Source organism: Citrobacter sp. TBCS-15 (genome assembly GCF_005280815.1).
Lineage (GTDB): Bacteria > Pseudomonadota > Gammaproteobacteria > Enterobacterales > Enterobacteriaceae > Citrobacter > Citrobacter werkmanii.
Window position 1 is genome coordinate 279,858 of the sequence record NZ_SZWK01000292.1, and the last position, 21,403, is coordinate 301,260.

At 53.5% G+C, this 21,403-nt stretch carries 21 protein-coding genes, 1 other RNA gene and 1 pseudogene; 16 read left to right on the top strand and 7 right to left on the bottom strand.

Annotated features, from left to right (window positions below):
* Nucleotides 1–51 precede the first annotated feature (51 nt).
* The 4 genes from hupB (at nucleotide 52) to fadM (ending at nucleotide 3,488) form a co-directional block, all read left to right on the top strand.
* On the top strand, nucleotides 52–324 hold the full coding sequence (hupB, locus tag FDW96_RS18955; RefSeq protein ID WP_003021629.1) for a nucleoid-associated protein HU-beta: 273 nt from the start codon (nucleotides 52–54) through the stop codon (nucleotides 322–324).
* Between the two features lie 267 nt (nucleotides 325–591).
* Nucleotides 592–2,466, top strand: coding sequence for a peptidylprolyl isomerase (gene ppiD, locus FDW96_RS18960; protein ID WP_137366127.1), 1,875 nt, complete (start codon nucleotides 592–594; stop codon nucleotides 2,464–2,466).
* Nucleotides 2,467–2,612: 146 nt separating this feature from the next.
* A complete protein-coding gene (locus FDW96_RS18965) occupies nucleotides 2,613–2,987 on the top strand; it encodes a helix-hairpin-helix domain-containing protein (RefSeq protein ID WP_042310096.1) in 375 nt (124 codons plus the stop codon).
* 102 nt (nucleotides 2,988–3,089) lie between these two features.
* A complete protein-coding gene (fadM, locus tag FDW96_RS18970; RefSeq protein WP_042310094.1) occupies nucleotides 3,090–3,488 on the top strand; it encodes a long-chain acyl-CoA thioesterase FadM in 399 nt (132 codons plus the stop codon).
* A gap of 103 nt (nucleotides 3,489–3,591) precedes the next feature.
* On the opposite strand, the gene queC is transcribed toward fadM, so the two are convergent.
* The gene (queC, locus tag FDW96_RS18975) at nucleotides 3,592–4,287 is read right to left on the bottom strand and encodes a 7-cyano-7-deazaguanine synthase QueC (protein ID WP_003021638.1); all 696 of its coding nucleotides are present in this window, start codon (nucleotides 4,285–4,287) and stop codon (nucleotides 3,592–3,594) included.
* Nucleotides 4,288–4,351: 64 nt separating this feature from the next.
* Nucleotides 4,352–6,052, bottom strand: coding sequence for an SgrR family transcriptional regulator (locus FDW96_RS18980; protein ID WP_137366128.1), 1,701 nt, complete (start codon nucleotides 6,050–6,052; stop codon nucleotides 4,352–4,354).
* Nucleotides 6,053–6,152: 100 nt separating this feature from the next.
* On the opposite strand from FDW96_RS18980, the gene cof reads away from it, so the two are divergent.
* Nucleotides 6,153–6,971, top strand: a complete 819-nt coding sequence (cof, locus tag FDW96_RS18985) for an HMP-PP phosphatase (RefSeq protein ID WP_137366129.1) — start codon at nucleotides 6,153–6,155, stop codon at nucleotides 6,969–6,971.
* 50 nt (nucleotides 6,972–7,021) lie between these two features.
* Here the strand turns inward: cof and FDW96_RS18990 are convergent, their stop codons facing one another.
* Nucleotides 7,022–8,077, bottom strand: coding sequence for a PLP-dependent cysteine synthase family protein (locus FDW96_RS18990; RefSeq protein WP_137366130.1), 1,056 nt, complete (start codon nucleotides 8,075–8,077; stop codon nucleotides 7,022–7,024).
* A 116-nt stretch (nucleotides 8,078–8,193) separates the two neighbouring features.
* Between FDW96_RS18990 and decR the strand changes: the two genes are divergently transcribed.
* The 5 genes from decR (at nucleotide 8,194) to amtB (ending at nucleotide 14,115) form a co-directional block, all read left to right on the top strand.
* Nucleotides 8,194–8,652, top strand: coding sequence for a DNA-binding transcriptional regulator DecR (decR, locus tag FDW96_RS18995; RefSeq protein ID WP_003831023.1), 459 nt, complete (start codon nucleotides 8,194–8,196; stop codon nucleotides 8,650–8,652).
* Nucleotides 8,653–8,696: 44 nt separating this feature from the next.
* A complete protein-coding gene (locus tag FDW96_RS19000; RefSeq protein ID WP_137366131.1) occupies nucleotides 8,697–10,469 on the top strand; it encodes a SmdA family multidrug ABC transporter permease/ATP-binding protein in 1,773 nt (590 codons plus the stop codon).
* Entirely contained in the window at nucleotides 10,462–12,240 is a 1,779-nt protein-coding gene (locus FDW96_RS19005) for a SmdB family multidrug efflux ABC transporter permease/ATP-binding protein (RefSeq protein ID WP_137348994.1), read from the top strand. The genes FDW96_RS19000 and FDW96_RS19005 overlap by 8 nt, the downstream gene beginning before the upstream one ends.
* A gap of 218 nt (nucleotides 12,241–12,458) precedes the next feature.
* Complete coding sequence (gene glnK, locus FDW96_RS19015) at nucleotides 12,459–12,797, top strand: P-II family nitrogen regulator (RefSeq protein WP_006685697.1); 339 nt, start codon at nucleotides 12,459–12,461, stop codon at nucleotides 12,795–12,797.
* 31 nt (nucleotides 12,798–12,828) lie between these two features.
* On the top strand, nucleotides 12,829–14,115 hold the full coding sequence (gene amtB / locus FDW96_RS19020) for an ammonium transporter AmtB (RefSeq protein ID WP_042310082.1): 1,287 nt from the start codon (nucleotides 12,829–12,831) through the stop codon (nucleotides 14,113–14,115).
* Nucleotides 14,116–14,187: 72 nt separating this feature from the next.
* Here amtB and tesB read toward each other — a convergent pair whose 3' ends face one another.
* A complete protein-coding gene (gene tesB, locus FDW96_RS19025) occupies nucleotides 14,188–15,048 on the bottom strand; it encodes an acyl-CoA thioesterase II (RefSeq protein ID WP_137366132.1) in 861 nt (286 codons plus the stop codon).
* Between the two features lie 211 nt (nucleotides 15,049–15,259).
* Between tesB and FDW96_RS19030 the strand changes: the two genes are divergently transcribed.
* A complete protein-coding gene (locus tag FDW96_RS19030; RefSeq protein WP_042310078.1) occupies nucleotides 15,260–15,829 on the top strand; it encodes a YbaY family lipoprotein in 570 nt (189 codons plus the stop codon).
* 31 nt (nucleotides 15,830–15,860) lie between these two features.
* On the opposite strand, the pseudogene FDW96_RS19035 reads toward FDW96_RS19030, so the two are convergent.
* A pseudogene (locus FDW96_RS19035) lies at nucleotides 15,861–16,250 on the bottom strand (MGMT family protein).
* Between the two features lie 84 nt (nucleotides 16,251–16,334).
* Here FDW96_RS19035 and ffs point away from each other — a divergent pair.
* The 3 genes from ffs (at nucleotide 16,335) to FDW96_RS19050 (ending at nucleotide 17,052) form a co-directional block, all read left to right on the top strand.
* Nucleotides 16,335–16,431, top strand: an RNA gene (gene ffs, locus FDW96_RS19040) — signal recognition particle sRNA small type.
* A gap of 154 nt (nucleotides 16,432–16,585) precedes the next feature.
* On the top strand, nucleotides 16,586–16,837 hold the full coding sequence (locus FDW96_RS19045) for a hypothetical protein (RefSeq protein WP_038638313.1): 252 nt from the start codon (nucleotides 16,586–16,588) through the stop codon (nucleotides 16,835–16,837).
* Entirely contained in the window at nucleotides 16,834–17,052 is a 219-nt protein-coding gene (locus FDW96_RS19050; protein ID WP_042310063.1) for a hypothetical protein, read from the top strand. The genes FDW96_RS19045 and FDW96_RS19050 overlap by 4 nt, the downstream gene beginning before the upstream one ends.
* Before the next feature lie 59 nt (nucleotides 17,053–17,111).
* Here the strand turns inward: FDW96_RS19050 and FDW96_RS19055 are convergent, their stop codons facing one another.
* Nucleotides 17,112–18,539, bottom strand: coding sequence for a PLP-dependent aminotransferase family protein (locus FDW96_RS19055; RefSeq protein ID WP_042310062.1), 1,428 nt, complete (start codon nucleotides 18,537–18,539; stop codon nucleotides 17,112–17,114).
* An 87-nt stretch (nucleotides 18,540–18,626) separates the two neighbouring features.
* On the opposite strand from FDW96_RS19055, the gene FDW96_RS19060 reads away from it, so the two are divergent.
* A complete protein-coding gene (locus FDW96_RS19060) occupies nucleotides 18,627–19,256 on the top strand; it encodes a YitT family protein (RefSeq protein WP_137366133.1) in 630 nt (209 codons plus the stop codon).
* Between the two features lie 64 nt (nucleotides 19,257–19,320).
* Nucleotides 19,321–19,674, top strand: a complete 354-nt coding sequence (locus tag FDW96_RS19065; RefSeq protein WP_042310059.1) for a DUF1428 domain-containing protein — start codon at nucleotides 19,321–19,323, stop codon at nucleotides 19,672–19,674.
* Nucleotides 19,675–19,725: 51 nt separating this feature from the next.
* Here the strand turns inward: FDW96_RS19065 and FDW96_RS19070 are convergent, their stop codons facing one another.
* Entirely contained in the window at nucleotides 19,726–21,279 is a 1,554-nt protein-coding gene (locus tag FDW96_RS19070) for an EAL domain-containing protein (protein WP_137366134.1), read from the bottom strand.
* Nucleotides 21,280–21,403: the final 124 nt, after the last annotated feature.

Here is a 21,403-nt window from a genome sequence, read left to right on the forward strand (position 1 = left end):
GTACTTTGAAGGATTCAGGTGCGATATAAATTATAAAAGAGGAAGAGAAGAGTGAATAAATCTCAACTGATCGACAAAATTGCTGCAGGGGCTGATATCTCTAAAGCTGCGGCTGGACGTGCGTTAGATGCAATTATTGCTTCTGTTACCGAATCCCTGAAGGAAGGTGATGACGTAGCGCTGGTAGGTTTTGGTACTTTTGCCGTTAAAGAGCGTGCTGCCCGTACTGGTCGCAACCCGCAAACAGGTAAAGAGATCACCATTGCCGCGGCTAAAGTACCGGGCTTCCGTGCAGGTAAAGCACTGAAAGACGCGGTAAACTAAGTGATTTCCCCTTTGGGGATGTGACGAAGTACAAGGGCGCATCAACTGATGTGCCTTTTTTATTTGTGATTCCGGTACTTTCTACGCGTTGTGGGCTGACAATTGCCCCATTTTCTTGTCACAATAGACCTTTGTGCGCAGCGTTCAGGAAACGCTATGCTGCGTGAAGCATATATACTCAACATCCTTGCCGCCGTGGTTGTAACAACGCGCAGGCGGCTTGAAGGATAACGCGTATAGTCATCTACAGCGGAGTGTGGTTACACCATGATGGACAGCTTACGCACGGCTGCTAACAGTCTCGTGCTCAAGATTATTTTCGGTATCATTATCGTGTCGTTCATTTTGACCGGCGTGAGTGGTTACCTGATTGGCGGGGGCAACAATTACGCCGCCAAAGTGAATGGCCAGGAGATCAGCCGCGGGCAATTCGAGAATGCGTTCAATAGCGAACGTAACCGCATGCAGCAGCAGTTGGGCGATCAATACTCTGAGCTGGCGGCGAATGAAGGCTATATGAAAACGCTGCGTCAGCAGGTGCTGAATCGTCTTGTAGACGAAGCGCTGCTGGATCAGTACTCCCGCGAGCTGAAGCTCAATATCAGCGACGATCAGATTAAACAGGCTATTTTCGCCACGCCTGCTTTCCAGGTGGACGGCAAATTTGATAACAACCGCTACAACGCGATTGTGAATCAAATGGGAATGACCGCCGACCAGTACGCTCAGGCATTACGTAACCAGCTCACTACTCAGCAGTTGATCAATGGCGTTGCCGGTACGGACTTCATGCTGAAAGGCGAAACCGACGAGCTGGCGGCGCTGGTCGCACAGCAGCGTATCGTTCGCGAGGCGACGATTGACGTTAACGCGCTTGCCGCGAAGCAATCCGTTACCGAGCAGGAAGTTGCCAGCTACTACGAGCAGAATAAAAACAACTTTATGACGCCGGAACAGTTCCGCGTGAGCTACATCATGCTGGACGCTGCTGCACTGCAGGAGACGGCCAGCGATGCTGATATTCAGTCTTACTATGACCAGCATCAGGACCAGTTCACTCAGCCGCAGCGTAACCGCTACAGCATCATTCAGACTAAAACGGAAGATGAAGCCAAAGCGGTACTGGATGAGCTGAGCAAAGGCGCTGATTTCGCTGCGCTGGCGAAAGAAAAATCAGCCGACATCATCTCTGCCCGTAAAGGTGGCGATATGGGCTGGCTGGAAGATTCCACCACTCCGGATGAGCTGAAAAATGCTGGCCTGAAAGACAAAGGTCAGCTGTCCGGTGTGATTAAATCTTCCGTTGGTTTCCTCGTTGCGCGTCTTGACGACGTACAGCCTGCGCAGGTTAAACCGCTGAGCGAAGCCCGTGACGACATTGCGGCGAAAGTGAAGCAGGAAAAAGCGCTGGATGCGTACTATGCGCTGCAGCAGAAAGTGAGCGATGCAGCCAGCAACGATAACGAATCTCTGGCGGGTGCGGAGCAGGCTGCTGGTATGAAAGCGGTTGAAACGGGCTGGTTTAGCCGTGACAGCCTGCCGGAAGAGCTGAACTTCAAACCGGTCGCTGACATCATTTTCAATGGTGGTCTGGTTGGCGAGAACGGTACGCCTGGCAGTAACTCGGACATCATTACTGTGGATGGCGATCGCGCATTTGTGCTGCGTATTGCAGAGCACAAAGCCGAAGCCGTTAAGCCACTGGCTGAAGTGAAAGAGCAGGTTACTGCGCTTGTTAAGCACAATAAAGCAGAGCAACAGGCGAAGCTGGATGCCGATAAACTGCTGGCAGACCTGAAAGCCGGTAAAGGCGATGAAGCGATGAAAGCAGCAGGTCTGAGCTTTGGTGAGGCGAAAACGCTGAGCCGCACGGGTCAGGATCCTCTGAGCCAGGCAGCTTTTGGTCTGAGCCTGCCAGCAAAAGACAAACCGAGTTACGGCGTGGCAAACGATATGCAGGGCAACGTTGTTCTGCTTGCGCTGGACGAAGTGAAAGCGGGTTCTATGCCTGAAGCGCAGAAGAAAGCGATGGTTCAGGGGATTACTCAGAACAACGCGCAAATTACCTTTGAAGCGCTGATGAGCAATCTGCGTAAAGCCGCAAAAATTAAAATCGGTGACGCGCTGGAACAGCAGCAATAACCGAGGCAGCTCGCATAAAATTGCAAAAAGTTGTATTAACCAAAGGCCGCTTTCGCGGCCTTTTCCATTTCTGATATTTGCCGTTTGTCTGCTGTTCTGCACCTCGCTATCGTGATTCCACTGTTAACAAACACGGAGAAAACAGTATGAAACATGGAATCAAAGCCCTGCTTATCACCCTTTCATTGACCTGCGCCGGTATGGCCCAAAGCGCATTGGCTGCAGAGCCTGTTGCCAAAAGCCACGCGACTCAAACCAAAGCGGATGCCTCAGGGGCGGCGCAAAGCAAGGCTACGCAACCCGCTAAAGCAAGCGATGATGAAGGCACCAGGGTAAGCATCAATAGCGCTTCTGCGGAGGATTTAGCGCGAGTGATGAATGGGGTCGGACTGAAAAAAGCCCAGGCGATTGTCAGCTATCGTGAGGAGTATGGGCCATTTAAAACGGTCGATGATTTAAAGCAGGTGCCGGGGATGGGCAGTTCTTTGGTAGAGCGTAATTTGGCAGTTTTAACACTTTAATAACTTGCGCAGTGGCCAATATTTGCCACACTAGAGAGGTCATACCAGTTATGGCCTCACTACCCTGAATATATTCCTATAAAAATGTAAGGTTCCTGCGCTATGCAAACACAAATCAAAGTTCGTGGTTTTCATCTTGATGTCTATCAGCACGTCAACAATGCTCGTTATCTTGAGTTTCTGGAAGAAGCACGCTGGGATGGACTGGAAAACAGCGACAGTTTTCAGTGGATGACCGCTCACAACATCGCTTTTGTGGTTGTGAATATTAATATCAACTATCGTCGTCCGGCGGTGCTGAGCGACCTGCTGACTATTACCAGTCAGGTGCAGCAATTAAATGGCAAAAGCGGCGTGTTGAACCAGACTATCACCCTGGAGCCGGAAGGACAGGTGGTGGCAGATGCGTTGATAACCTTCGTCTGTATTGATTTGAAAACGCAAAAAGCACTACCGCTGGAAGGGGAGTTGCGCGAAAAACTGGAGCTGATGGTGAAGTAGCGGAAAATGCCCGGTGGTACTTGCGCTTACCGGGCCTACAATGGTGGTCAGTCCCGTAGGCCGGATAAGCCCCCCGCGTCGCCATCCGGCAAAACCTAACGTATTACTTAAGACCGGTTTTCTGCTTCATCGCCGCCATTACCGCCGGTTTATCCGCCAGATAATGGTTCAGACCGTTGGCGCGCAGATTACAGGCCGCGCAGTGACCACAACCGTCACCTTTGATGCCGTTATAGCAGGTCAGCGTTTCTTCGCGTACCAGGTCCAGCTTGCCCCAGTAATCGGCCAGCGCCCAGGTTTCGGCTTTATCGATCCACATCAACGGAGTTTCAAAGCGGATATCTTTTGCCATCCCCAGGCTCACGGCATGGTTCAGGGCCTTGACGAACTCATCGCGACAGTCCGGATATCCAGAGAAGTCGGTTTCGCAAACGCCGGTAATGACCGCCTCCGCTTGCACCTGATACGCGTAAATCGCCGCCAGCGTTAAAAACAGAATATTGCGCCCGGGCACAAAGGTATTGGGAATGCCGTTCGCATCCGGTTCGTAATCCGGCACCGGAATGTTATCGCGGGTCAGGCTGCTGACGGCCAGTTCGCTAAGCAGCGTGACATCAAGCACTTTGTGCGCACGCGCGCCGAGTTTTAAGGCCAGATCACGTGCGACATCAATCTCAGCGCGATGACGCTGACCATAATCAAAGGTCACGCAGTGCACTTCATCATACTGATGTAGCGCTTGCGCCAGACAGGTCGTGGAGTCCTGACCTCCACTGAATACAACAACGGCACGTTTCATGGCTTTTCCTGACAGATAACGAAACCCATATGGTAGCGCCTGGACGTGGTGTCCACCAGCTTCTTCATGCTGAAGGGGGCGGTAACCAGGCTTCGGTGAACTCAAACCAGCCGCGAGGATTCAGACGCACGCCGTTCACGCCCGGTGGCGCGCTAATACGATAGTGATAATTGAACAGCGGAGTCAGCGTGGCGTCGTGCATCAGCGTGGCGAACACTTGCTGTAACGCTGCGTGACGATCTTCTTCATTGGCCTGGACTTGCAGGGCATCCAGAGTGGTCTGCAAATGTGTGTATTCAGGGGCATTCAAGACATGTGACCAGAGTTGATCGCAGCGTAACCACTGTTCGAGAGTATATTCAGGCGCTTCGCCAATCAGCCTGTCACCCATCATCAGGTCGGCCTGCGCTAAAGGATGATTACCGTCCCAGTTTTTTGCATTATGAAATATAAGCGTTAATTCACAGCCGAGTAGCGCCAGCGCCTGGCGAAGCTGTTCAGCCATGGCATGTAGTTCAACCGGCAGGTGATATGCCAGCGTCAGTTTTTCCGGTAGCGCTACCTCGTCCAGTTCATCCCATTGTGGGATCGTCCATCCAGGCAGCAGCGCATTGCTCGGGGTTATCAGATTTTCATCTACCTCAAGCGTTTGTAGCAGGGAAGATCGGTGGATAATATTGACCAGTCGGCGGGCCTGCAGGGTATTCAGGCGTGCGCTTTTTCTGAGCGTGAGATAGCAAAAACCGAGGCTTATTCCGCTGCTCACCTGGCTGAGCATGGGCAATTCTTCAGGTTTACCAATCGCAATTTGCACCGGATGGCGACAGCTGGTGCCCAAATCCTGGGAGAAGAGTTGCGGAGTTATCCAGTATTCAATCGCTTTCAGGAGTGGATGACTCAGGTGGTAGTGATCGTGACTCTCGATACGCACCAGCTCAGGGGTAAACAGCGTCAACCGGAACGGGCCGGTACCCACAAACGGGTGCTCAGGATGCGCCAAATGGCTGCTGTAGCTTGCCAGACGATGCGCCAGCCAGAAGTCGGGACGATGCAGAATAAAGGTCAGACACTGGGGATGCGTCACCTCAATGCGCTTTACGCTGATAAACAGCTTATTCAGCGCGGGCAGCTCAAGTAGCCTCAACAGTTGTTGATGTAACTGCGTGCTGCTGACGGCATCGCCGTTATGCCAGTACAGGGTGGAGCGAATATAGAAATCCCAACGCAGGCCGTCGGCGGAGATATTCCAGTGGTGAGCTAAATCACCGCAGGGGCGTTGCGTATACGTGTCAAACCGGGTCAGGCCAGAAAATACCTGCCCGGCGAGATGTTGCTCTGCGCGGCCAGGGAGAAATCCGGGGTGCAAAGGGTCGAGCTGGCGGTAATAGGGAATACGCAGAGTTGGCGTGTCGTTTTGCCACTGGCCGCCCATAAACGGCTGTAGCAGGGTTCTTAATTCACCCGGCGCCAGTTGGGCCAGCTCCAGCACGTTAAGCTGTTCCCCCTTTTGCAGCGCCTGCTCCATCATGGTATTACGTAGCGATTCTGGCGTAACCAAAAAACATAGCTGCCCGCGTTTACCCCGCCCTGACTGGGCGTGCCACTCCAGCCAGCCTGCATCCTGCGCTTGTTTTAACAGGGTTCGCACGTGGCGCTCGCTGCAAAAACAGCGCTCAGCCAGTTCGCCCACGGTCACAGACTGTGGTTCGCCGTTCGACGGTTGCCACAGGCGTTGGTATTGATTAAGCCGATTCAGTAGCCTCATAGAAACCCGGAATAATTCATTTTATCTATTCACTATTACTTCCGTATATCTCAGGTGATACTGAATCACAAGTTAACCGCCTCACAGTGTGGAGAAAGAGATGGCTCGTCTGGCTGCATTTGATATGGATGGCACCCTTTTGATGCCGAATCACCATTTAGGTGATGAAACGCTTTCAACGCTGGCGCGCCTGCGTGAACGTGATATCACTCTGACATTTGCCACCGGTCGTCATGTGCTGGAGATGCGCCATATTCTGGGTTCCATTTCGCTGGACGCCTTTTTGATCACCGGTAACGGTACGCGTATTCACACGATCGAGGGCGATGTGTTGCACCGCCAGGATCTGGATCCGAATGTTGCAGATACTGTGTTGCACCAGAAGTGGGACACCACGGCCAGCATGCATGTCTTTAATGACAACGGTTGGTTCACTGGACAAGAAATTCCAGAGCTGCTTCAGGCACATGTGTATAGCGGATTTCGTTATCAGATCGTGGATGTGAAACGTATTCCTGCCCACCAGGTCACGAAGATCTGTTTCTGCGGCGATCATGACTCGCTGATCCGTCTGCGTATTCAACTCAATGAGGCGCTGGGTGAGCAGGCGAATCTCTGTTTCTCCGCAGTTGATTGCCTCGAGGTACTGCCGCTGGGTTGTAATAAAGGTTCTGCGCTGGCGGTATTAAGCAACCACTTAGGTTATTCAATGGCTGAGTGTATGGCGTTTGGCGATGCCATGAACGATCGCGAAATGTTAGGCAGCGTAGGGCGCGGCCTGATTATGGGTAACGCGATGCCGCAACTGATTGCTGAACTGCCTCATCTATCGGTGATTGGGCATTGCCGCAATCAGGCAGTATCACACTTTTTGACGCATTGGCTGGACAATCCGCATCTACCTTATTCCCCCGAATGAGAGATCCCTTCCAGCAAGCCAGACTTCGCGTCTGGCTTTTTTTTGTCTGATTAGTGGGTATTCAGGAGTTGAGCCAGCTCCGCTTTCCACGGCGTTAAATCACCGATGTGCGTGTCGACCCACTGCGGGTTGTAATAGGTTTCCAGATAACGTTCGCCGCTGTCGCACAGCAGCGTCACCAGCGATCCCGTTTCTCCTGCGTCGCGCATACGGGCGGCAAGTTGTAATGATCCCCACATGTTGGTACCGGTTGAGGCACCAACTTTACGGCCCAGCTGTGTTTCCAGCCAGTGCGCGGTAGCCACGCTTGCGGCATCCGGCACGCGCAGCATTTCATCGACCACATCAGGAATAAAAGACGGTTCTACGCGTGGGCGACCGATACCTTCGATTTTGCTACCTACCGGGCTGCGTAATGTTGCATCGCGATTTTGCCAGAAGGGCAGAAAGACCGAGTTTTCCGGATCCACCACCATCAAACGAGTATCGTAGCCCTGACAACGAATATAGCGGCCAATGGTTGCCGAGGTGCCGCCGGTTCCGGCGCTCATTACGATATGCCGGGGAACAGGATTGGGCTCGCATTGCATCTGACGAAAGATACTGTCGGCAATATTGTTGTTACCACGCCAGTCGGTGGCACGCTCTGCGTAAGTGAACTGATCCATGTAATGGCCGTTCAGCTCACGAGCCAAATGTTCAGAAGCCGCATAAATTTCGCAGGCGCTTTCCACAAAATGACAACGCCCACCGTAAAACTCAATCTGTTCAATTTTACGTTTCGCAGTACACGAAGGCATAACGGCGATAAACGGTAAGCCTAACAGACGGGCGAAATAAGCTTCGGAGACCGCCGTTGAGCCGGATGATGACTCGATGATGGTGGTGCCTTCTTTGATCCAGCCATTGCACAGTCCATACAGAAACAGTGAGCGCGCCAGACGATGTTTCAGGCTCCCGGTCGGATGTGTGCTCTCATCTTTTAAATAGAGCTGAATGCCCGGAAACGCCGGGAGCGACAGACGAATGAGATGCGTATCCGCAGAACGCTGATAATCCGCGTTGATTTCATTGATGGCGTTTTTAACCCAGGAGCTATTCATCATTAAAAGATATCCATTTGTCATTTTGTGCCCAGAATAGCGAAAAGCACGGAAAAAATTGTTGCCATTTAGCCTTTAAAATAGAATGTAAGGAGAAAATTCTTCTCTGTGGAGTGGATATGTTAGACAAAATTGACCGTAAGCTGCTCGGCTTACTGCAACAGGACTGCACCCTTTCTTTGCAGGCGTTAGCAGATGCCGTTAATCTGACGACCACCCCTTGCTGGAAACGCCTCAAACGGCTTGAAGATGATGGTATCCTGCTGGGGCGAGTCGCCCTGCTGGATCCGGAAAAACTGGGGCTGGGCTTAACCGCGTTTGTGTTGATCAAAACTCAGCACCACAGCAGCGAATGGTATTGCCGCTTTGTCACCGAAGTCACCGGAATGCCGGAAGTTCTGGGATTCTGGCGTATGGCAGGGGAGTATGACTACCTGATGCGGGTCCAGGTCGCCGATATGAAAAGCTACGATGAATTTTATAAGCGCCTGGTGAACAGCGTACCGGGCCTGTCTGATGTTACCTCCAGCTTTGCGATGGAACAGATTAAATACACAACTGCTCTACCGATTGAATAATTCTTCCGGCGCTCATTGCCGGAAATCTTGTCAGGACATAACGCGTGCGATTATTTGCTCAATTAAGCTGGTACTTCCGCCGGGAGTGGCGTCGCTACCTCGGGGCAGTGGCCTTGCTTATCATCATCGCTATCCTTCAGCTTATTCCGCCGAAAGTGGTCGGGATCATTGTGGATGGCGTGACGACTCAACACTTCACCACCGAGCGGCTGCTGATGTGGGTGGGGACAATTGCCCTGATTGCCGTGGTGGTTTATTTGCTGCGTTATGTCTGGCGCGTGCTGCTGTTTGGCGCATCCTACCAACTGGCGGTTGAGCTGCGGGAAGATTATTACCGTCAGTTGAGTCGCCAGCATCCAGAATTTTATCTGCGGCACCGTACGGGCGATCTGATGGCGCGGGCAACCAACGATGTCGATCGCGTCGTATTTGCCGCCGGAGAAGGGGTGCTGACGCTGGTGGATTCGCTGGTAATGGGGTGTGCGGTGCTGATCGTGATGTCAACGCAGATAAGCTGGCAACTGACGCTCATTGCGCTGCTGCCGATGCCGGTGATGGCGTTGATGATCAAACGTTACGGCGATCGACTCCATAACCGTTTTAAGCTGGCGCAGGCGGCGTTTTCCAGTCTCAACGATCGTACTCAGGAAAGCCTGACCAGTATTCGTATGATCAAGGCCTTTGGGCTGGAGGATCGGCAGTCGGCATTATTTGCCGCAGATGCTGAAGATACCGGTAAGAAAAACCTGCGCGTGGCGCGCATTGACGCCCGCTTTGATCCTACGATTTATATCGCCATTGGGATGGCTAACCTGCTGGCGATTGCCGGGGGAAGCTGGATGGTGGTTCACGGTTCGCTGACGCTCGGCCAACTGACCAGCTTTATGATGTATCTCGGACTAATGATTTGGCCGATGCTGGCGCTGGCCTGGATGTTTAACATCGTCGAACGTGGCAGCGCCGCGTATAGCCGAATTCGCGCCATGCTGGCAGAAGCGCCGGTGGTGGATGACGGTACTGAACCGGTGCCGGAAGGACGCGGCGAGCTGGCGGTGGCGATTCGCGAGTTTTGCTACCCACAAACCACCCACCCGGCGCTGGAAAATGTGAATTTCCAGCTTAAACCTGGACAGATGCTGGGCATCTGTGGTCCGACTGGCGCGGGAAAAAGTACGGTGCTGTCGCTAATCCAGCGTCATTTTGATATCACCCAGGGCGATGTGCGCTTTCATGATATCCCGTTAACGCGCTTACAGCTGGATAGCTGGCGCAGCCGACTGGCGGTGGTTAGCCAGACGCCATTCCTGTTTTCAGATACCGTCGCCAATAACATCGCCTTAGGACGCCCGCAGGCCACGCAGGAAGAGATCGAACATGTGGCGCGCCTTGCCAGCGTTCATGAGGATATTTTACGTCTTCCTCAGGGCTATGACACCGAGGTGGGTGAACGCGGGGTGATGCTGTCCGGTGGGCAAAAACAGCGAATCTCTATTGCCCGTGCGCTGCTGTTGAACGCTGAAATTCTGATTCTGGATGATGCGCTGTCGGCAGTAGATGGTCGTACCGAGCATCAGATCCTGCATAACCTGCGCCAGTGGGGCGAAGGCAGAACCGTGATTATCAGCGCTCACCGTTTATCGGCTTTGACGGAAGCCAGCGAGATTATCGTGATGCAGCATGGGCATATTGCTCAGCGCGGTGAACATGAATCGTTAGTGCAGCAGCCTGGCTGGTATCGCGATATGTACCGTTATCAGCAGCTGGAAGCGGCGCTGTCCGATGCGCCAGAGATAAACGGGGAGGCGGCTAATGCGTAGTTTTGGGCAACTATGGCCGACCCTGAAAAGGCTGCTGAAGTACGGTTCGCCATGGCGAAAACCGCTGGCGATTGCGGTAGTCATGCTGTGGGTGGCGGCTGCGGCGGAAGTCAGCGGCCCGCTGCTGATTAGCTATTTTATCGATAACATGGTGGCGAAAAACAACCTGCCGCTGGCGATGGTCGCCGGGCTGGTTGCGGCGTATGTGGGATTGCAACTGCTGGCGGCGGGTCTGCATTATGCGCAGTCACTGTTATTTAATCAGGCGGCGGTTGGCGTGGTGCAACAGTTGCGCACTGATGTCATGGACGCTGCGCTGCGCCAGCCGCTCAGCGCCTTTGATACTCAGCCCGTCGGGCAGCTTATCTCACGTGTGACCAATGACACGGAAGTGATTCGTGACCTGTATGTGACGGTTGTGGCAACGGTTCTGCGCAGTGCGGCCTTGATCGGCGCGATGCTGGTGGCGATGTTCAGCCTGGAGTGGCGCATGGCGCTGGTCGCGATGATCATTTTCCCGGCGGTGCTGGTGGTGATGGTGATTTATCAACGTTACAGCACCCCGATTGTGCGCCGGGTGCGCGCTTATCTGGCGGATATTAACGATGGGTTTAACGAAGTCATCAACGGCATGAGTGTTATCCAACAGTTCCGCCAGCAGGCGCGATTTGGCGAAAGAATGGGCGAGGCCAGCCGTTCGCACTATATGGCGCGGATGCAGACCCTACGCCTGGATGGCTTTTTGCTGCGTCCGCTGCTTAGCCTTTTCTCGGCGCTGATCCTCTGCGGTTTATTGATGCTGTTCAGCTTTACCTCTGGCAGCTCCATCGAGGTTGGTGTGCTGTATGCGTTTATTAGCTATCTCGGGCGGTTGAACGAGCCGCTTATCGAGCTGACAACCCAGCAGTCAATGCTGCAGCAGGCGGTTGTCGCTGGTGAGCGAGTGTTCGAACTGATGGACGGGCCTCGTCAGCGCTATGGTGAAGACGATCGCCCGCTCAAAAGCGGAGACATTGAGGTGGATAACGTTTCATTTGCCTATCGTGACGACAATCTGGTGCTGCAAAACATCAGTCTGTCCGTGCCTTCGCGTAGCTTTGTGGCCCTGGTCGGGCACACCGGCAGCGGCAAAAGTACGCTGGCAAGTCTGCTGATGGGGTACTACCCGCTGACGCAGGGGGAAATCCGCCTTGATGGGAGACCGCTGTCTTCGCTGAGCCACGGTGTATTACGTCAGGGCATCGCGATGGTGCAGCAGGATCCGGTGGTGATGGCGGATACCTTCCTGGCAAATGTCACGCTGGGCCGCGATATTTCAGAAGCACGGGTATGGCAGGCGCTGGAGACCGTGCAACTGGCAGAACTGGCGCGCGGCCTGAGCGAGGGGATTCATACCCGGCTGGGCGAGCAGGGCAATAATCTCTCCGTTGGGCAAAAACAGCTGCTGGCGCTGGCGCGAGTGTTGGTTGAAACGCCGCAGGTACTGATCCTCGACGAAGCCACGGCCAGTATTGACTCCGGCACGGAACAGGCGATTCAGCAAGCGCTGGCGGCGGTACGGGAACACACCACGCTGGTGGTGATTGCGCATCGCTTATCGACGATTGTCGATGCGGACACCATTCTGGTGCTGCACCGTGGACAGGCGGTTGAGCGAGGTACGCACCAGCAATTACTGGCGGCACAAGGCCGTTACTGGCAGATGTATCAACTGCAGCTGGCGGGCGAAGAGCTGGCAGCCAGTACGCAAGAGGATTCCATTATTGCCTGATAGCTGAGACCAACCCGGTATCGTAGGCCGGACGGCAATCAACAATCTGGTGCAAAAATGTAACGCACTATGCACCGTTATAGTGCGTTTTTTCTTTTTCTTCCCCAACACCCCTCGGTTAGCCCGAACCATCCTGCCATTTTCATTCCTGGCACACCCCTTGCAGTATTCATCTGGTGTATCTGCAGCCACTACTGAATTCTGACTGGAGGGGATCTATGAAGCTGGTTACCGTGGTAATCAAACCGTTCAAACTGGAAGACGTCCGCGAAGCCTTGTCGTCTATTGGTATTCAGGGGCTGACCGTCACCGAAGTGAAGGGGTTTGGCCGACAGAAAGGTCATGCCGAGCTGTACCGTGGGGCTGAATATAGCGTCAATTTTTTGCCCAAGGTGAAGATTGATGTGGCGATTGCCGATGACCAACTGGATGAAGTGATCGATGTCATCAGCAAGGCGGCCTACACCGGAAAAATTGGCGACGGCAAAATCTTTGTCGCCGAGCTGCAACGCGTGATTCGTATTCGTACCGGCGAAACTGACGAAGCCGCACTGTAACGTCTGGCACACAGTGATAGGAAACCAAAAAATGAAGATAGCAACGATGAAAACAGGTATTGCTTCACTGGCGCTGTTGCCGGGACTGGCGATGGCGGCACCGGCGGTCGCGGACAAAGCGGATAACGCTTTTATGATGATCTGTACCGCGCTGGTGCTGTTTATGACCATTCCTGGCATTGCGCTGTTTTACGGCGGTTTGATTCGCGGTAAGAACGTGTTGTCGATGCTGACTCAGGTGACGGTGACATTTGCCCTGGTCTGTATTTTATGGGTGGTTTATGGCTACTCACTGGCCTTTGGCGAAGGGAATAATTTCTTCGGCAACTTCAACTGGGTATTGCTGAAGAACATCGCGTTGACGGCGGTCACGGGGAGCTTCTACCAGTACATTCACGTTGCTTTTCAGGGCTCTTTCGCCTGTATCACCGTTGGGCTTATCGTTGGGGCGCTGGCTGAGCGTATTCGCTTCTCGGCGGTACTGATTTTTGTGGTGGTGTGGTTAACGCTGTCTTACATCCCAATAGCCCATATGGTCTGGGGCGGCGGTTTGCTGGCTTCTCACGGCGCACTGGATTTTGCCGGCGGGACGGTTGTACATATCAACGCAGCGATTGCCGGTCTGGTGGGTGCTTATCTGATTGGTAAACGCGTCGGTTTTGGTAAAGAAGCCTTTAAACCGCATAACCTGCCGATGGTCTTCACCGGCACCGCCATTCTCTACATTGGCTGGTTTGGCTTTAACGCCGGTTCTGCGGGCATGGCGAATGAAATCGCTGCGCTGGCTTTCGTCAATACCGTGGTCGCCACCGCTGCCGCCATCCTCGGGTGGATCTTCGGGGAATGGGCGCTGCGCGGGAAGCCGTCTTTGCTGGGGGCCTGTTCTGGGGCCGTTGCGGGTCTGGTTGGCGTCACGCCTGCCTGTGGCTATATCGGTGTCGGCGGGGCGTTGATTATTGGCGTGGTAGCCGGTCTGGCGGGCCTGTGGGGAGTGACGATGTTGAAGCGTTTTCTGCGCGTGGACGATCCGTGTGACGTGTTTGGTGTTCATGGCGTATGCGGCATTGTCGGCTGTATCCTGACCGGGGTTTTTGCCGCCAGCTCGCTGGGGGGCGTGGGGTTTGCTGAGGGAGTGACCATGGGGCATCAGCTGCTGGTGCAACTGGAAAGCGTGGCGATTACCATCGTCTGGTCCGGAGTGGTGGCCTTCATTGGTTATAAGCTGGCGGATATGACGGTGGGTCTGCGCGTACCAGAAGAGCAGGAACGCGAAGGTCTGGATGTGAACAGTCACGGCGAGAACGCCTACAACGCCTGATTTCTCAATATGCCGGATGGCACTAACGTTTATCCGGCCTACAACGATGTAGTCTGTAGGCCGGATAAGGCATCAATTGCGATTACGCATTACCCCTTCCTGTACGGTAGAAGCGACCAGCACGCCATCCTGGGTATAGAATTCCCCGCGCACAAAGCCCCTGGCACCGGAGGCGGAAGTACTTTCGACGTTATACAGCAGCCATTCATTGATATTGAACGGACGATGGAACCACATTGAGTGGTCAATGGTGGCGATCTGAATCCCTTTTTCCAGGAAACCAATCCCGTACGGTTGCAACGCGACGGGCAGGAAGTTCAGGTCAGAGGCATAACCCAGAAGATACTGATGGACGCGCAGATCGTCTTGCAACTGACCGTTGGCGCGGATCCATACCTGGCGTGCCGGAGGTGCGACATGACCTTTTAAGGGGTTATGAAACTCTACCGGGCGGACTTCTAACGGACGGTCGTTGATAAACTTTTCTTTCAATAGTGGCGGCAGAAGATGCGCCACTGAGCGTGCAATTTCTGTTTCTGACTTCAACTCATCGGGACCCGGCGCATCCGGCATGGTTTTCTGATGTTCAAATCCGTCTTCCGGTGCCTGAAAAGAGGCGGTCATATAAAAAATGGGTTTACCATTCTGGATCGCGGCAACGCGGCGTGCGCTGAAGCTGTTACCATCACGCAGGACTTCTACATCATAAATGATGGGTTTTTGGCTATCGCCGGGGCGTAAAAAGTAGCTGTGAAAGGAGTGCACCAGACGTTCTTCCGGGACAGTTTCTTTCGCGGCATATAGCGCCTGACCGACAACCTGTCCGCCAAAAACCTGACGTAATCCTAAGTCTTCACTTTGGCCGCGAAAGAGTCCTTCTTCTATTTTTTCCAGATTTAACAATGTCAGCAAATTTTTCAGTGCCAGACTCATACGTGCTCTCCAGGTGATATCGATGTCGCGCGAGGTAGGCAGAGTATAACGCAATTTTGAAAGTGGTCCGATGGGTGCAATTGTCTGAATTACGGGCCTATTACAGGCAAAAACAGCTGTCTTGTGCCACACTTAATCACGTTATGTTTTTGTTAACCACTCTTCTGGCGAGGAAAGTTCTCGCTGGTGCATAGATGATAAGGAGAATTTAATGAAACTCGTGCACATGGTAAGTGGTTTAGCGGTTGCAGTCTCTCTGGCAGCCTGCGCCGATAAAAGTGCAGATATTCAGACACCTGCGCCAAGCCCTAATACGTCAATTTCTGACACACAGTCTAAAATTCAACAGCCCAATGTCTCTGGTACGGTATGGATCCGCCAGAAAGTGGCTCTGCCACCGGATGCGGTGCTGACCGTCACGCTGTCGGATGCGTCGCTGGCCGATGCGCCGTCAAAAGTGCTGTCGCAAAAAGCGGTGCGTACTGAAGGTAAGCAAGCGCCATTCAGCTTCGTATTACCGTTTAACCCGGCAGATATTCAGCCCAACGCGCGTATTCTGCTGAGTGCGGCAATTACGGTGAATGGCAAACTGGTCTTTATTACCGATACCGTTCAGACGGTTATCAATCAGGGCGGGACGAAAGCCGACCTGACTTTGGTTCCCGTGCAGCAGACCGCAGTCCCGCTTAATGCTGGCGGCGGGGCAACCACCACGGTGCCTTCGACCTCACCAACCCAGGTGACCCCGTCTTCTGCCGTTCCTGCTCCCACGCAGTATTAAGGCAGTCGCAACCCTCTCCATGAGGAGAGGGTTAGTACACCCAGCGATAGCGCTGTAAATCGATTTGCCCGCTGCCGGAAACGACAATGCCTTCTGCCAGCAACGCCTGACGTTGTCGTTGCAGATCGGGGCCCGTCAGTGAAATAGCACCGTGGCGATTGACGACCCGATGCCAGGGCAGGGAACTACCTTCGGGGAGACGCTTAAGCACGCCGCCCACCTGGCGCGCAGCGCGCGGCGATCCGGCAAGTCTGGCGACATCGCCATATGTGGTGACGAATCCTTCGGGGATTGACGCGACAATTTGCCAGACGCGTTGGGGGAAAGTGTCTTGTATATCCATCATTTATTCCTGCGCTAATCCTTCAGCATAATCCTGAATGGCGAGTGAGTGAAGCCGCATTGCGCAAGAAAACAGCATCCGATGCTGGATGGGTTGCATTTACAGGGTGCAGCAGTGATAATGCGCCTGCGCGTTGGTTAACAACGCTCTCAATGGGGGCTCTGTTGGTTCTCCCGCAACACTACTCTGTTTACCAGGTCAGGTCCGGAAGGAAGCAGCCAAGGCAGATGACGTGTGTGCCGGGATGTAGCTGGCAGGGCCCCCACCCAATTCTGCCGTCCGGCAATTTCCTTTCTGTTTATCTTCTTTTCTTTGTCACCGTATCGTCATTTTATTGTCATCAAATGCTGTCAATGTGTTTCGGGGATGTTGTTTGACGCTTTTACCGTCGCCGATCACAAGGATTTTTTACAATGTCGACTGCTGTACTGAATGTCAAAATTGATGAAGCGCTGAAAGAAAAACTTCGTCATTACGCCGAAGTGCATAATGAAAATTTAAGTGTCGCGACGGAAAAGCTGCTGCTGATAGCATTTTCCGCCGTTGAAGAGGCGGGAGTCTCCGCTGAGGATATCGACAGCCAGCATACGGAAGAATCCGTCGTTGACGCACTGACTCCTAAAGAAATCAAAGCATTGCGCAGATTACTGAAGAAGAAAAAATGAAACAACAATCGCTCTCAACCGCCTGTAATTACGGCGAAGCCTGTGAATTGCTGCGTTCCGGCTATGTGAAACATGTTCGCCTGAGCTGGAATGTCGGTAGCGATGAGTTCTTCCGTATTGCTTCCGACTGGTGTGATGCCGGGGCAAAAATTAAGAAGGACGGTGAGAATTTTGTGATTTCCCTGAAAGGTTTTCCGGTTCCTCCGCAGTTGTAATATTGCCCGGACTTCCTTGTCCGTTACGGCATACAAGGGCGAGTCCTTTGGCTCGTCGCTTAAATTATTTTGCGCATTTTCCCGCTGCTGGCCTGCAAACGTAGGTTATCCCAAATGGGTTGCAACACCCTGAAGGCGGCGCGTGCTGTATCATCCGGCAATGTGAAGGGCATGCGCAAAAAACGATCGAATGCGCCATCGAGGCCGAAGCGCGTACCGGTTCCTAACTGAATCCCCGCGCTTTCGGCGCGCGTGGCAAAGAGAGTCGCCAGCGTATCGGGCAGTTCGACCCAGAAAGAGAGTCCTCCTTGTGGTTGGGTAAACTGCCATTCCGGGAAATGTGTATGCATCAGACTGGAACACAGGTCGCGCTGCGATGTCAGCAACCGTCTTCTGTCAGGCAGAAAGCGCTCAGCGTTATCCAACAACCAACGGGTGGCGAGTTGTTCAAGTACCGGAGAGCCCAAATCGAAGGTGTCGCGGGTTTGTACCAGGGCGGCAATCGTTCGTGACGAGGCCCGAATCCAACCCAAACGTAATCCACCCCAAAAACTTTTCCCTGCCGATCCCAGCAAAATGATCGGAGCATCACGATTGAATGCGGCAAGCGGCGGTGGGGGTGGGGCGTCGTACCACAGGTTCACCATCGTCTCATCGACTACCAACGTGGTACGCGTTCTTTCGGCAATATCTGCGACAACCTGGCGTGTTGCGGCGTCCATGCAGCGCCCGGTCGGGTTATGAAAGTCTGGCATCAGATAGGCCATTCTGGGCGCCGTTTGCGCGATGGTGGCGACCAGACCGGCCGTATCCCAACCCTGCTCGGGTAGCGACACGCCAACAGGCCGACAGGACGCGCCCTGAATAGCGGCAATCGCCAGCGGATAAGTGGGGTGATCAACGACGACGCGATCGCCAGGACCTGTCAGCAAACGCAGGATCAGCGCCAGACCGCTGACCGCGCCATTCACCACCATTATTTCATCGGGCTGCGTGGGGAGTCCGCGCTCGCAATAATGCCGGGCGATGGATTCACGTAAAGCTGCCAGCCCCTGCGGCAGATACCCGGAACTCAGCAGATGCTGCGGCATCGCGAACAACGCTTGCTGATAAGCCTGATGAATTTCGGGACCGGCACTGAGCGCTGCCGTGGACAAATCAAGCGCAGTGCCAGCGCTGGTTCGCGTTGGCACATGGCGAATGTGTTCCGGCAGAATAACCCGTGAACCGCTCCCATGACGGCTCTCCAGATAGCCTTCCTCACGCAGTTGCGCCATAGCACTGGCAACGGTGGTTCGGCTCACTTCCAGAACGGCAGCGAGTTCACGCTCGCCGGGCAAGCGGCTATCCAGCGCCAGACGACCATCGAGAATCAATAGACGTAGCGCTTCTGCCAGCTGTCGCCAGAGGGGCGTTCGCGAAGGGCTTTCCTGCCAGTGGCCGAGCAGGCGCTGCAAAGACTGACTTCCATAACGGCGAGATGACATAGCAGTCCACTTTTTGAAAACTGGACATTAATCATAGTGCCAATTACGGGGAAGATGAAAGCTATCTGAGAGTGAGAGGGAAAAAGCATGCTGCGTCGTTTACTTCAGCTGTATATCGGTCTGGCGCTGTACGGTGTGTCGACGGCCATGTTTGTTCGTGCCGATTTAGGGGCCGATCCGTGGAACGTATTTCATCTGGGCGTGGCCAATTTACTGTCGATGAATATCGGCGTGGTGATTATTGTCGTAGGCGTGTTGGTGCTGCTGGCGTGGATACCGCTACGCCAGCGTCCCGGATTTGGCACCCTGAGCAATGTCATTATGATTGGGCTGGCTGCAGATGCCGCGCTGGTGGTGATCCCGGGATTTGAATCCCTGCTGACGCGCAGCGGCCTGCTGGTGACGGCGGTGATACTGAATGCATTAGCCACCAGTTTATACATTGGCGCTGGTTTTGGTGCGGGCCCACGGGACGGTCTGATGACCGGTATTCACGCACGTACCGGATGGCCCGTACGACGCATTCGCACCGCCATTGAAGTGTCAGTGTTGCTTATCGGTTGGCTGTTGGGGGGAACCGTGGGGGTTGGCACGGTATTGTATGCGCTGGCTATTGGGCCGTTAATTCAGATTTGCCTGCCGTGGTTTCGCCACCAGCCACAGTCGCGCATCCGTATCAGGAGTGAGTCTGGGGCACGATCGTCCGCTGGCGACTAAACTTAACCTCGACTGACGCGGCCAGAATCGGCTTGCCGCGCAGTAAACTTCGGAGGTTTTTCTCATGAAGTATGTTGATGGTTTTGTGGTTGCCGTACCCGCTGAAAATAAGGAGGCGTACATTGCGATGGCGGCAAAAGCAGCTCCGCTTTTCAAGGAGTTCGGCGCATTACGCGTGGTGGAGTGCTGGGCTGATGATGTCCCCGACGGCAAATTGACCGATTTTCGCATGGCAGTGAAAGCGCAGGATCATGAAGAGGTGGTATTCAGCTGGATTGAATACCCATCCAAAGAGGTCCGCGATGCGGCGAATCAGAAGATGATGTCCGATCCCCGTATGAAGGAATTCGGTGAATCTATGCCATTTGATGGCAAGCGAATGATCTACGGTGGATTTGCGCCCATTATGGACGAGTGATGTGACTGGCTGTGCGGCGTGCCGCCAGCCATCTCAACATCAACAGCCCTGTTAAAGCCGTTTTTCAGCCCACAGAATAAATTCCGCTTTTGGCAGTGCCTTACTGTAAAGCCAGCCCTGACCATACTGCACGCCATGTTGTCGTAGCCAGGCTTCCTGATTTTCAGTTTCGATACCTTCTGCCACCATTTCCAGCTTCAGCGTTTTGGCAATCTCAATGATATGCGGCGTCACGTTGTTGTACTCCAGGGCATCAACAAAGGATTTATCTATCTTCAGGATGTCCACATCCAGATCCTGTAAATAGCTCAGGCTGGAATAGCCGGTCCCAAAGTCATCGATGTATATCGAGTGTCCCGCCTGACGATATTTAGCAATAAACGGCGCGCTGTTTTTCGGATCGGCAAACTCGCGTTCGGTCAGTTCCAGCGCGATTTGCGCAGGCTTAAGCTGCCAGTGCTTTACCTTCTGGCCTAACAGAGCGGGAAGCGTTTCAGAAGCCAGATCGGCTGACTCAAGGTTAATGGAGATATGCTGATCTGGATGTTGACGCAGCCATTTTCCTAAATCGTCAAATACGCTTTCAATTATCAAACGCGTGAGGGGTTTTGTCAGTCCGGTCTCCTGCGCCATCGCGACAAAAATTTCGGGCGACAAATAGCTCCCATCGGCCTGCTGCCAACGGGCCAGCGCTTCTGCCCCGACCACTTTTCCCGTTTTGAGTGAGATAATCGGCTGGTAATGGACCTTGATATCCCGATTCTGGATGGCATCCTGCAACTGGTGATGGGGGGACTGTAAGCGGCGCAAAATGCGCAGAATAAAGGCGGCGGTAAGCAGGCCGATGATAATCCCTGCCGGGACCCAGATCAGGGCCTGTCGGTGCCAGGTTTTTTGTAAGGGTAGGGTAGATGCCCAGGTGACGATCGTGATGCCCAGTTCGGGGAAGGGGCGAGCATTAAAAATACTGCTACCTTTCTGAAAATGAGTGATCGAATGTTCTTGTTTCACGTGTTGCAAAACGTCTGATGGCAGCGCGGCGCTACTGGCAACCACCACGTTGCGCGCGGTGCCAATGATTGTGACTTCTATCGGCCATGAGCCAAACGGGATGACGTCAATAAAGGAGCCCGGATCGACCATCACAACATAATGCTCGCTACCTAAAGCTGCCATAAAACGCTTGATGCCCAAATCATTTTGCGTAGTAAGCCATGCGCGATATCCATCCGGCGTGACTTTCATTGCTGGTGGAAATGCGGCAGCCTGGCTGTTTTTTTCCAGAGATGAACATTGCGGAACATTGTCTTTGAGATACAGCACTTCCTGAATATAGCGATAGCTATATGACAAGCGACGCATTTCCAGCAGATGCTCGTCACTACAAGGCACCCCATGAAAGGATTCTATGTGGCGTAATGCTTTCCTGGCCTGCTCGCCGACGCGTTCCGTGCGCAATGCGACTCGTGTTGAGAACATATCGAGTTCATCGATAAATTTTGTTTCGACCTGACGATGTGCCAGCCACAAGCTTAAACCTACGGGCGCGAGAATAGAAAGAAACAGCACCCCGGTTACCAGGCTTATCAGATGTCGTGTTGTCACAATGATATCCTTATTAACACAGCGTAAGGAAAGTATATCTGAAAGCCGAAAAAGCTATTCGATTGGCATCATATATTTAGGGCCACTTATCATCCCGTTTGTTTGTCCGTAGCGTAAATCAGGT